Source organism: Gaiella sp., assembly GCF_035558935.1.
Lineage (GTDB): Bacteria > Actinomycetota > Thermoleophilia > Gaiellales > Gaiellaceae > Gaiella.
In genome coordinates this window covers 1-11,435 of record NZ_DATMBZ010000053.1, presented here as the reverse complement: position 1 = coordinate 11,435, position 11,435 = coordinate 1, and the positions used below count along the sequence as shown (strand labels likewise).

The 11,435-nt window shown below is 69.1% G+C and carries 10 protein-coding genes and 1 tRNA gene; 5 read left to right on the top strand and 6 right to left on the bottom strand.

Annotated elements, in window-relative coordinates; translation table 11 throughout:
• The first annotated feature begins 836 nt into the window (after nt 1-836).
• On the top strand, nt 837-1,091 hold the full coding sequence (locus VNM44_RS05455; RefSeq protein ID WP_325623486.1) for a hypothetical protein: 255 nt from the start codon (nt 837-839) through the stop codon (nt 1,089-1,091).
• Between the two features lie 408 nt (nt 1,092-1,499).
• Here VNM44_RS05455 and VNM44_RS05450 read toward each other — a convergent pair.
• Nucleotides 1,500-1,572, bottom strand: a tRNA-Ala gene (locus VNM44_RS05450).
• Between the two features lie 142 nt (nt 1,573-1,714).
• Between VNM44_RS05450 and VNM44_RS05445 the strand changes: the two genes are divergently transcribed.
• Nucleotides 1,715-1,966, top strand: a complete 252-nt coding sequence (locus tag VNM44_RS05445) for a DUF378 domain-containing protein (RefSeq protein ID WP_325623484.1) — start codon at nt 1,715-1,717, stop codon at nt 1,964-1,966.
• An 83-nt stretch (nt 1,967-2,049) separates the two neighbouring features.
• On the opposite strand, the gene VNM44_RS05440 is transcribed toward VNM44_RS05445, so the two are convergent.
• From VNM44_RS05440 to VNM44_RS05420, 5 genes are all read right to left on the bottom strand, one after another.
• Complete coding sequence (locus VNM44_RS05440; protein WP_325623482.1) at nt 2,050-3,603, bottom strand: FAD-dependent monooxygenase; 1,554 nt, start codon at nt 3,601-3,603, stop codon at nt 2,050-2,052.
• Between the two features lie 21 nt (nt 3,604-3,624).
• Complete coding sequence (locus VNM44_RS05435; protein WP_325623480.1) at nt 3,625-4,608, bottom strand: ABC transporter permease; 984 nt, start codon at nt 4,606-4,608, stop codon at nt 3,625-3,627.
• The gene (locus VNM44_RS05430; protein ID WP_325623478.1) at nt 4,605-6,122 is read right to left on the bottom strand and encodes a sugar ABC transporter ATP-binding protein; all 1,518 of its coding nucleotides are present in this window, start codon (nt 6,120-6,122) and stop codon (nt 4,605-4,607) included. Before VNM44_RS05430 ends, VNM44_RS05435 begins: the two co-directional genes overlap by 4 nt.
• Nucleotides 6,123-6,189: 67 nt before the next feature.
• Nucleotides 6,190-7,200 carry a sugar ABC transporter substrate-binding protein gene (locus tag VNM44_RS05425; RefSeq protein ID WP_325623476.1) on the bottom strand — a complete coding sequence of 337 codons (1,011 nt, stop codon included), beginning with the start codon at nt 7,198-7,200 and terminating at the stop codon, nt 6,190-6,192.
• 67 nt (nt 7,201-7,267) lie between these two features.
• The gene (locus tag VNM44_RS05420; RefSeq protein ID WP_325623474.1) at nt 7,268-8,656 is read right to left on the bottom strand and encodes an amidohydrolase family protein; all 1,389 of its coding nucleotides are present in this window, start codon (nt 8,654-8,656) and stop codon (nt 7,268-7,270) included.
• A gap of 169 nt (nt 8,657-8,825) precedes the next feature.
• Here VNM44_RS05420 and VNM44_RS05415 point away from each other — a divergent pair, with 169 nt between their 5' ends.
• From VNM44_RS05415 to VNM44_RS05405, 3 genes are all read left to right on the top strand, one after another.
• Nucleotides 8,826-9,530, top strand: coding sequence for an SDR family oxidoreductase (locus tag VNM44_RS05415; RefSeq protein WP_325623472.1), 705 nt, complete (start codon nt 8,826-8,828; stop codon nt 9,528-9,530).
• The gene (locus VNM44_RS05410) at nt 9,527-10,426 is read left to right on the top strand and encodes an NAD(P)-dependent oxidoreductase (RefSeq protein WP_325623470.1); all 900 of its coding nucleotides are present in this window, start codon (nt 9,527-9,529) and stop codon (nt 10,424-10,426) included. The genes VNM44_RS05415 and VNM44_RS05410 overlap by 4 nt, the downstream gene beginning before the upstream one ends.
• A gap of 7 nt (nt 10,427-10,433) precedes the next feature.
• On the top strand, nt 10,434-11,435 hold a 1,002-nt coding region (locus VNM44_RS05405; protein ID WP_325623468.1), incomplete at its 3' end, for a M24 family metallopeptidase.

Sequence of the window (11,435 nt, the reverse complement as noted above, 5' to 3'; positions counted from 1 at the left end):
CGGGCTACGGGGGTCAAGGCACCGTTTCAAGCCATTCTTAGGTATCCCGATGGGGCCTCTCGGGTCTCCCCAGGGCTTCCAATTCTGGGGCAACCCTGGGGGGCGGCCCGTCCTAGAGGGCCTCTCCGTCCGGCACGGCGCGGATCATGGCCTGTTACCCACGAATCGAAAGGGAAGGGCCATGAGCGAGCCAGCAAACGAGTTGAGGGGGAGCCCTCGGGACGAGTCCATCGAGCAACGGAGTCTGTGGTCAGCCGTTGTGCTTCCAGCCGCCGAGGGCATACCCACGGGAGCCGGGGCCTACGTCGGAGGAAGGATGGCCAAGCACATATGGGAGACCTTGAAAGGGGAGCAACCGCCATCCCCGCCGGCAGCGCTGCCCGAGCCTCCTAGCAAGACGGAGCCCGTGCCTACGTCAGAGGCAAACGAGAGGTAATACAGAGGCGGTAATGGAGGAACGGAAATTGAAGGAAATACCCTCTTGAACAGGAAGCGTCCTCATCTCTACTCTCTTTTGCACGGGTAATCCGAAAGACAGGAGCAATAAAGACATGGCTCCTTCAACAGAGACAGAGCGCCGTTCGGCGATCCTCGATGAGCTTCTCAGGCGCCTCTCGGGCGCGAGGAGTCTGATTGACGTGAACATCGCGGCTGGCATCGCGCAACAGGAGCTCGAAGGAGCGGACGAGGACTAACGCCCCCTCTCTGGGCTACCTACCAGGAAGGCCGCCTCTCGGGGCGGCCTTCGTTGCTTTGGCTTTCGGGCGCCGAGTGCTATGACTTACGGAAGGCGTCGGTCCGGAGACGGCGCAGGGGAAGCACTACGGGGGAGCGGTATGGAGGCGAATCTGCTGGCGGCGGAGCCGAGCGCTCTTGCGCTACATGAGTTCAATCAAGGCTGCGACGAGCAACAGCCAGAAGCTGAGGCACGCGAGAACGGCGGCAAGCAGGCCGACGTTGAAGGTACGACGAGGGGCGGCTTTCGGAGGCGTGCGGCGACTATCTCATTCCTGGCGCTCGGCCTGATGCAGGTCTTGTGGGTGGCGCTGCTCGGCTACGGCGCGTACGCGGCGGTGGCGTGGCTTAGGTAAGGCGCTACCAGGTTCAGGGTCTCGCTACGTCGCGGTGGTTTGACTGGGGAGGAGAGCGGGAAATATCGCGGTCGGCGGCTTCGGCGTATAAGCCCAATTCGCCCAGCGAGGGAGGGGGTACTTGGGGGAGCCCAAAACTCCCTATCGCGCGTGAGGGATGCGCACGAAGCCGCCCATCGGCCCTCCGGGTCAGGCGCGGAAGAGCGTCGCGCTAGACCAGCCCGTCCTTCATCCGCCCGGCTCCTGCAAGAGGACCGCCCGTAGTTGAGTCAGCGGCCCATCGGGCGCGTCTCGAGTACCAGAAGGATTGCTACGCGGTCAGGAATGCTGACCCTGGGGGAAGCCTGGGGAAGGGCACAAAGGGCCTCCGCAGAGGCCCGAGGTACCGCAATCCCGCATGAATCCTAGTGGAGCGTGCCGGGCTCGAACCGGCGACCCCCAGCTTGCAAAGCTGGTGCTCTCCCAACTGAGCTAACGCCCCGAGGCTTGCATTCTATCCGCGGTTTCCGGGCTCTTTTCGAGGCTTGCCCCGAACGCGCAAGTGTCCTCTTGACGGGACTTGCGCTGCAACCTCCTCCATTGCTATACATACCTAAGACAAAAGCTGTACAAAGGAGGAAGTCATGCGCGCCCTCAACCCCATCGCACTGCTGCTCGTCATCGTCGGTGCATTGAACTGGGGCCTCGTCGGCCTCTTCGAGTTCGATCTCGTTGCCAAGATCACCGGCGACGCGTTCGGCGAGACGAACCCCGTCAGCCGGATCGTCTACGTCCTCGTCGGGGCGGCCGGCCTCTACCTCGCCGCGACGATACTGCCGGCGATGCTTCGTGCGGGTTCGGACGGCGCCGGCCGCGATCGCACGGTCCGGGCCTGAGCGACGGCGGCGCGAGGCGGGCCGCTTCCGCCTCGCGCCGCCCCGCGGTACGGGCGACGTCGAATACGTGTGACGGCGTCAGTTCAGCGCGACAGCACTTTCGCGATGACGTCGGGCAACCGATCGGCAGCGGCCGTCTCGTCCGGTCTCCAGGCGATCACGGCGTCGGGCCGCAGCAACGCTGCTCCGCCCGGGATCGGCGCCTCGAGCGCCTGCACGGCGACGGGCACGCCGAGCGATTCCTCGACCGCGCGCGCCGCGTGTTGCCACTCGTCACGATCCTCGCTTGTCAGCACGGCGAACCCTCCGTCGGCCACGTCCAGCGTCGAGGCTCCACCGTCCAGCTCGACGTGGGGCACTCGGCTGCCGACCGTCCACGTCCGCGCGTGCGGGTCGTCGAGCGGCTGCTCCGTAACCGGCGAAGAGCCCGCGACCGCGGACGAGCGGTAGATCGAGCCGAGCTCGATCGCCGGATCGTCCAGCGGCGCCATCATGTCGTCCTGCGGCAGCGTCGGGTCGACGCGCAGGGCATAGCGGGTGTACGCCTGCTCCACGGTGAGACGGGAGATCGGCCGGCGCTCTGGGTCGTACGTGTCGAGCAACCCCGGGCCAGCCGAGCCGCGCAGAACGAGAGCGAGCTTCCAGGCGAGGTTGTGAGCATCGGCGATGCCGGTGTTGCCGCCGAAGCCGCCAGTGGGCGGCATCGCGTGGGCGGCGTCGCCGGCGAGGAAGACCCGGCCGCGCCGGAACGACTCGGCGGTGTCCGCGGTCGCGCTCCACCGCTGCACGTTCTCGATCTCCACCGGCAGGGCCGCATCTCCGAGCGCCGTGTGCACGAGCTCCGTACACCGCTCGACGGACATGTCTTCGCCCACGTTGTTGTTCCGGCTGCCGTCCGGCTCAGTCGTCGAGAAGACCGCGAGAAACCCCGAGTCGCCCGCGAACGAGAACCGGAAGAACCCCGTCAGGTCGGGGTGGTTCACGTAGACAACGCTGAGGTTGCGGCCCGCGAGCAGGTGGGTGACGTCGCCCTTGAAGTAGATGGTGAGGCAGTCGGCAAAGCTGCCGTGGCCCGTCATCGGGATCCCGAGCCGCTCTCGCACGCGGCTGCGCGCGCCGTCCGCCGCGACGACCCAGTCGGAGACGATCGCCTCTTCGTCACCGTCCGCGCGAGGCCGGATCACGGACCTGACGTGATCACCGCGGTCCTCGAAAGACACGAGGTCGGTGCCATAGAGGTGCTCGGCTCCGAGCTCGGCGGCGCGCCGCCGCAGGATCGGCTCGAGCCCCACCTGGGTGACGAAGAGCCGCGAGGTCGGGCTCAGATCCTCGACTCCTTCGTTGTACGACCGGTAGAAGTACTTGAGCTCTTTCCCGCCCAGGCTCTCCACCGCGATGATCGCGCCGCCCTGGACGAACTCGCCCGCCGCCGCTTCCTCGACCTCCCGCTGCAGCCCGACGGAGCGCAGGATCTCCATCGTCCGCTGGTGGAACGAGGCGGCCCGGGGATGGATCGCCGTTCCCGGATGGCTCTCGACGACGACGTGTGGGACGCCATGCTTCGCGAGGAGCACGGAGGTCGTCAGTCCGACGAGGCTGCCGCCCACGATCAGGACCGGGGTGTGACGTTCCGTCATGGTGGCTCCTTTCCCACTGTGTCACCCACGGCGTCGTGAGAGCGCGTCCAGACCGACAGCTGCGAGGAGGAGCGCGCCCATCGTGATCTGCTCGTAGAGCGGGTCGAACTGGAGGAGCAGGTAGCCGTTCCCGACGAGGGCGATGAAGAGGACGCCGACGACCGTGCGCCACACGGCGCCCTCGCCGCCCATGATGCTCGTGCCGCCGACGACGATCCCCGCGAGGACCGTGAACGCGAGGGCCGTGTCGTTCGGCGAGGCCTGCGCGCTCAGGACACGCGAGGTGTCGATCACTCCTGCCAGCCCCGCGGCCGTGCCGCTGATTGCGAACGTCAGCATCCGAACGGCGTCCACCCGGACGCCCGCGAGCCGCGCCGCCTCGGCGTTCCCGCCCGCCGCATACATGTATCGCCCGACGGTCGTGGTCGAGAGCAGGAGCCCGATGACGACCACGGCGCCGACCATCAGCCAGATCGAGGTGGTCACCGTGGCGAACTCTGTGCGCGCGAGCTTGCCGAAGCCCTCCTTGTCGAACAGCACGAGCAGGTTGCCCTTGGTGATGAGGGCCGAGCAGCCGCCGACGATGAAGGACATCGCGAGCGTCCCGATGAGCGCGTTGATCCGGAAGACGGTCGTGACGACGCCGTTCGCGAGGCCGATCAGCAGTCCGGCGCCGACGCCGAGGAGGATGGCGGTTCCGGCGCTCGAGTTGAGCGCGAAGTGCGCCGAGGTCACGCCTGCGAAGCCGTAGATCGCGCCGACGGAGAGGTCGATCCCGCCGGCGATCAGGACAAGCGTGCCGGCCGCGGCGATGATCAGCGTCGCCGACTGCTGGTCGAGGATGTTGAGCATGTTCGCCTTCGTGAAGAAGGACGAGCTCGTCAGCGAGAGGACGACGAAGAGGATCGTGAACGGGAGGAGGATCCCGACTCCGCGGAGCCGGGAGGCCCAGTCCACGCGCCGCAGCGCCGCCCTCGGGGAGCTCGCGTCGGCGCCCGTGGTCATACGGTTGCCTCCTGCGCATCGGCGAACGCGGCGGCGAGGATTGCGTCCTCGGTGATCGCCTCGCCTGCGAGCTCGCTCACGAGCCGTCCGCGGCGCATCACGAGCACGCGGTGCGAGAGGCCGATCACCTCCTCGAGCTCGGAGGAGATGAGCAAGACGCCGAGGCCCTCTTCGGCGAGGCCGGTCAGAAAGTCGTAGATCGCCCGCTTGGCGCCGACGTCGACCCCGCGCGTCGGCTCGTCGGCGATCACGACGTTCGGCTCGCAGAGGAGCACCCGGGCGAGCAGCACCTTCTGCTGGTTGCCCCCGGAGAGCGCGGAGACGGGCGCCGAGAAGCTGGCGCCGCGCACCCCGCAGCGCTCGAGGACGTCGTGGCCCGCTCGCCGCTCGCGGCGGCGACGGACGACACCCGCGGTGCTGAGGGCGCCGAGCCGTGAGAGCGTGGCGTTCTCGAGCGACGAGCGCAGGTAGAGGAGCCCGTCGTCCTTGCGCGACTCGGGGATCAGCGCCAGGCCCGCGCGGAGGCTCCTGCTCGGGCTCCGTCCGAGCGCGGTCCCGCTTCCGAGGACGACCTCGCCGGACGCGACCCGCGTCGCGCCGAAGATCGCTCGGGCGAGCTCCGTCCGCCCCGCGCCGACGAGACCGGCCAGGCCGAGGATCTCGCCCGCCTGGAGGTCGAAGCTCGCAGACTCGACTCCGGGCGCCGAGAGACCGCGTACCGAGAGAACGACACGCGCGTTGGCCCCGGGCGCCTGCTTGGGCGGGAACGTCGACGTGAGCGGCCGTCCGAGCATCGCCACGACGAGCGAGGCCTCGGTCTCGTCGGCCGTCGGTGCCGTCTTCACGACCCGCCCGTCGCGGAGCACGGTGACCGCGTCGGCGAGCTCGAGCACCTCGCCGAGGAAGTGCGAGATGAGGACGATCGTCTTCCCGGCGGCGGCGAGTCGGCGGACGACGTCGTGCAGGTGTGCCGTCTCCTGGGCGCCGAGCGCGGCCGTCGGCTCGTCCATCACGATCAGCTGCGCGTTGCGGGAGAGCGCTCGGAGGATCTCGATCTTCTGCTGCTCGGACGTGCGCAGCCGCCCGGCGGACATCCCGCCGGGAAGCTCGAAGCCGGCCGACTCCGCGAGGTCCGCGTAGGCACGGTCGAGCCGTCGCCGGCGGATGAAACCCCCGTTCCGCGGCTCGGCGCCGAGGAAGACGTTCTGTGCGACTGTGAGATGCGGCACGATCGAGGGCTCCTGCGCGATCGCGGCGACCCCGTGCACGAGCGCCTCGCGGGGCGAGCGGAAGGCGACCTCGCGGCCGTCGAGGCGGATCTCTCCGCCGTCCGGTGCGAGCGCGCCCGCCACGATCCGCCCCAGGGTGGACTTGCCGGCACCGTTCTCGCCGACGAGCGCGTGCACAGCCCCCTTTGGGACGGAGAGGCTCACGTCCTCGAGGGCCCGGACACCGCCGAAGTGCTTGCTCAGCCCGCTGAGCGCGAGATAGACGGGCGGGGAGACGCCGTTCAAGGCGACAGAGCCTCGTGGGGGAGCGGCGCGCTCCCCCACGAGAGGACGTGGTTTCCGGACGGGCTTCCTAGCCGGGCCACTCGGCCTTGAACTTGGAGGCGTTCGCCCTCGTCACGACGCCGCCGTTCGGCAGACCCTTGAGCACGTCGATACCGCCGCAGCCCTTGCCGGTCTTGACGGCCTTGATCACGCACTGCATGCCGAGCTTGCCTTCCGTGGCCGGACGTTGCACGACCGTGCCGTACCAGGCGCCCGAGCCGACGGCCTTGAGCCCGACGCCGCCGCCGCCGTAGCCGATCAGCGTCACCTTCTTGCCGCCCAGCGCCTGCTGCGCCCCGGTGGCGCCCTGGTCGGCGCCGACGATCACGTGGAGGTCGGGCTGTGCCTGGAGCATCGTCTGCGCGGCCTTCAGCGCGTTCGCCGGGTTGTAGAACGTCTCGCCCTCGGAGACCACGTCGACGCCGTGCCCCTTCGTCACCTGGTCGAAGCCCTTGCGGATCGCGGTGTCGAGGGACGACACCTTCACCGAGTACAGGTAGCCGACCTTGCAGGGATTCGCCTGCAGCGCGGCGCAGGCGCGGTTGACGAGACCGCCCTGCTTCTTGCCGATGTCCGTCTGCACGAAGACGACGTTCCCGGAGAGGCCCTTCACCGGCGGCGCGGCCGTGCCCGGGTTGGCGCCGAGGATCTGGTCGATGTTCACGACCTTGAGCCCCGACTTGACCGCCTGGGTGATGGTCGGGATGAGCTGCGGCCCGAAGATCGGCTGCACGATGATCCCGTCGTACTGCTTCGACGTGATCGCGGTCTTCAGCTGCGCGAGCTGCTTCTTCGGGTCGTTCGCGGCGTCGAACACGACGACGGACGCACCCTGGGACTTCGCGACCGCCTTGGCGGCCGCGAGCATCGGCGCGTCGTAGCTGTTCGCGACGGCGAACGAGAGGTACGCGATCTTCGGCTTGCTCTTGCTCGAGCTCGCGCCGCTCGCGGCGCCGGCCGCGAGAGCCGCCGTGAGGAGTGCCGCGAGGAAGAGGACGGTTGCCGCTCGGCTCCGCGACAGCCGCGGGGTGCTGGTCACTTCGGTGTGCCTCCTTGTGTGGAGTCGGTGGAGATGACGCGCCGGTCGCCTGCCGTGGCTCCTTCCGTCAGTGGGCGTGGGCCGCCTGCCCGGCGCTCTGGACCCAGCCCGGCTGGATGGTCGTGTGCTGGAGTAGGTGGTCGAGTGATGCGGCCGCTCGGTCTCGCGCGCCGCGGAGATCGCCGGCGACGAGCTCGCCGTCGCGCTTCAGGATCGCGCCGGCGACCATCACGAGGCCGATGTTCCTCGTATCTGCCTGGTGGACGACGGTCGAGACGGGATCGATGATCGGATAGGTGTTCGAGTGGTCACACCGGACGACGATCAGGTCCGCCTGCTTGCCCGGCGTGAGCGAGCCGGTGCGATCGTCGAGCCCGCACACACGCGCGCCCTCGATCGTCGCGAACTCGAGCACCTCGCGCGTGCTCAGGAGCTCCGGCTCCTCCTCGTTCCCGGCGGCGAACGCGGCCTCGTGCGCGAGGAGCCGGGCGGACGCGAACATGAACCGCATCTGCGTGAACATGTCGCCCGGCACGGTCGTGACGACGTCGATCGAGAGGCTCGGTCGCAGGCCATGCGCCAGCGCTTTCGTCGTCGGCGGCGTCCCGTGGCCCATCGCCATCTCGACCGACGGCGCGATCGAGATCTTGCCACCGGTCTCCGCGATGAGACGGAACTCGTCGTCGGAGAGGTAGTTGCAGTGGATGTACGTGGTATCCGGCCCGAGGAGACCCATGTCGTTCAGCTGCGAGACCATCGAGAACCGGCCGGCGTAGGGGCCCATGCCGACGTGGACGCTGATCGGGGCTCCGACCTCGCGCGCCAGCTCCCAGTCGTGCTTCACGACCTCGGGCTTGCAGAAACCGGGGCCGCGCGTGCCCATCGCGAGGGTCAGCAGCCCCTCGTCGCTCGAGAAGTAGCGCTCCCGGACGCGGCGGATGTCGTCCGGCGCGGTGAGCTCGCTGTCGAACCACCAGTCCGCAAGGGAGGTGTTGGGATTGCCGTAGCAGTAGACGGCGCGGAGCTTCGCGTCCTGCAGGCCGCGGATCGCCTCGTCCGCGTGCTCGGGCGTGTTCGAGATGTGCGACCAGTCGAGCAGCGTCGTGACCCCGGCGTCGATCGCCTCCAGCGAGCCGAGGTAGTTGCCCGCATAGACGTCCTCCGGCCGGTAGGCCGGCGCGAGCTGGTCGAGCACGATGTCGAAGTACCCGCCGAGACTCACGTCCGGCGCGATGCCGCGGATCACCGTCTCCCAGGTGTGCCGATGCGAGTCGACGAACCCGGGCATGACGATGCATCCCGTCGCGTCGACGACCTCGGCCTCGGACGCATCGAGGTCGTGCCCCACCGCGGCGATGCGATCGTCCTCGACGAGGACGTCCCCCCCGAAGAGATCCCCGAGCCCGGGATCCATCGTGAGAACGTGGCCGCCGCGGAGGAGTACGCGCTTGGGCACCGCACCACCTTTCCTGTCGACTCGAGCCATCCGGCCGAATCCGTGCGTCCAGGGACACTGAACGTCTGTCGCGCGATTCTTACCACCTTCGTCTTGATGGATGCAACCTCGGACGCCGTGAGGCGGCAGTCTGTTGACTGAGGCTGCACGCCAGGTCTATCGTGGCGCCGTGAGCGAAGGAGTCGTCGTCATCGTCGGTGGCACGTCCGGGCTGGGCCTCCGGCTTGCCGAGAAGTACGCCGCCCGGGGGACGGACGTCGTGATCACCGGGCGCGACAGCGACCGTTGCGCCGAGCGCGCCGCCGCGATCCAGGGCCCGGGGACGGTCACGCCGATCGCGCTCGACCTCGCCGAGCCCGAGCGCATCGCGCCGGCCCTCGAGGCCGTCGGCCCGGTGTCGCACCTCGTGCTGGCCGCGATCGAGCGGGATTACAACAGCGTCCTCGAGTACGACATCCCCCTGGCGATCCGGCTCGTCACGCTCAAGCTCGTGGGGTACACCGAGGTCGTGCACGCGCTGGCGTCGCGCCTGACGCCGGACGCTTCGATCCTCCTCTTCGGGGGGCAGGCGTTGCGACGCCCGTATCCGGGGTCGACGACGGTCACGACGGTGAACGGAGGGATCACCGGCCTCGTCCGGACGCTGGCCGCCCAGCTCGCGCCGGTCCGCGTCAACGCGATCCACCCCGGCATCGTGGGCGACTCGCCCGAGTGGGCGGAGAAGACGGAAGCCGTCGAACGGACCGCGGCGCGGACGCCGATCGGCAGGACGGTCACGATGGAGGAGATCGTCGAGGCGTCGGTCTTCCTGCTCGAGAACGGCGGCGTGAACGGGCAGAACCTCGAGGTCGACGGCGGGGCGATGCTGCTGTGACGACCGAGATTCGCGTCGCCGTCGTCGGGCTCGGGAAGATGGGCACCCCGATCGCCGAGCGCATCCTCGACGCCGGCTATCCCCTCGCGGTCTGGAACCGGACGCGGTCGCGCGCGGAGCCGCTCGAGGCGCGTGGCGCGACGGTGCTCGGCTCCGCGGCCGATGCGTTCATCGAGGCGGACGTCTGCGTGACGATGGTGGCCGACGACGATGCGCTCGAGGCCGTCGCACCGGAGGTGCTCGCGGGCGCACGTCCCGGCACGACGCTGGTCGACATGAGCACCGTCTCGGTCGCAGCATCCGAGCGCGTCGCCGAGCGGGCGACCGCGGCCGGCGTCGAGTTCCTCCGCTCGCCGGTCAGCGGCAACCCCACCGTCGTCCGCGGCGGCACGCTGACGCTCGTCGTCTCGGGACCCGAGGAGACGGCCCGGCGCCTCGACGGGCTGCTGCGGTCGATCGGCCCGAAGGTCTTCTACGTCGGCGAGGGCGAGCGCGCCCGCGTCGTGAAGCTCGCACTGCAGGTCCTCGTCGGGGGGGTCACCGAACTGCTGGGCGAGGCGGTCGTGCTCGGCGAGTCCGGCGGCGTCGAGCGGGGCAGGCTCCTGGAGGTGATCAACGCGTCTGCGGTCGGCTCGCCGCTCACCGGCTACAAGGGCGAGGCGCTCCTGCGCGACGACTACTCGGCCACGTTCACGACGGCGATGATGCTGAAGGACGTCGACCTCGTGCTCGACCTCGCCGAGGAGCGCCGGTTGGCGTTGCCCTTCACGCGACACCTGCGGGGGCTGCTCGAGGGCGCGATCGAGGGCGGGCATGGGGACGAGGACTTCATGGCGCTCTACCTCGCACTCCGCGAGGCGGCCCGAGAATCCACCGGAGCAGGTGAGAGAAGGTGACAGGCAGATGACGAACATCGCCTCCCGCGGCGCCACCATGGCCGTGGACTGGGAGCAGCGAATCGACTTCGACCGGCTGCGCTCCGACCGGCTGGCGCGCGCGCGACAGGCGCTCGACGCGTCCGACCTCGGCGCGCTGTTGCTCTTCGACCCGAACAACATCCGCTACGTGACCAGCACGCACATCGGCGAGTGGGCACGTGACAAGAACGCGCGCTGGGTGCTGCTCCCGCGCGGCGGAGAGCCCATCCTCTGGGACTTCGGCTCGGCGGCGAGGCACCATCAGATGTACGCGCCGTGGCTGCCGCCCGAGAACTTCCGCGCCGGCGTCGCGCCGATGCGCGGCGCGATGCCAGTCGAGACGGGCGTGCCCGACCGGCTCGCCGAGTACGTGGCGTTCGAGCTGCGCGAGCGCGGCCTCGAGGGCGAGCCGCTCGGCATCGACATGACGGACATGGTCGCGCTCGAGGCGCTGCAGCGCGCCGGGATCCACGTCACCGACGGCTCGCGCGTGATGCTCGAGGCGCGGAAGCTCAAGACCGCCGAGGAGATCGCGCTGCTCGACCACGCCTGCGGGATCGTCGACGCGGTCTACGACGAGATCTACCGGCTCCTGCGCCCCGGTGCGTACGAGCACAAGATCGTCGCGCGCGCGCAGGAGCTGCTCTTCGAGATGGGGTCGGATCATGTCGAGGCGATCAACGCCGTCTCGGGCGACCGCTGCAACCCGCACCCGCACATCTTTTCCGACCGGCTCCTGCGGCCGGGTGACCAGGCGTTCTTCGACATCATCCATTCGTTCATGGGGTACCGCACGTGCTACTACCGCACGTTCAACGTCGGTGGCGTCAGTCACGCGCAGCTGGACGCGTACAAGCAGTGTCGCGAATGGCTCGACGACGCGATCGCGCTGGTACGTCCCGGAATGACGACGGACACGATCGCGGAGGTCTGGCCGACCGCCGCGGAGCTGGGCTTCCCGGACGAGGAGACCTGCTTCGGTCTTCAG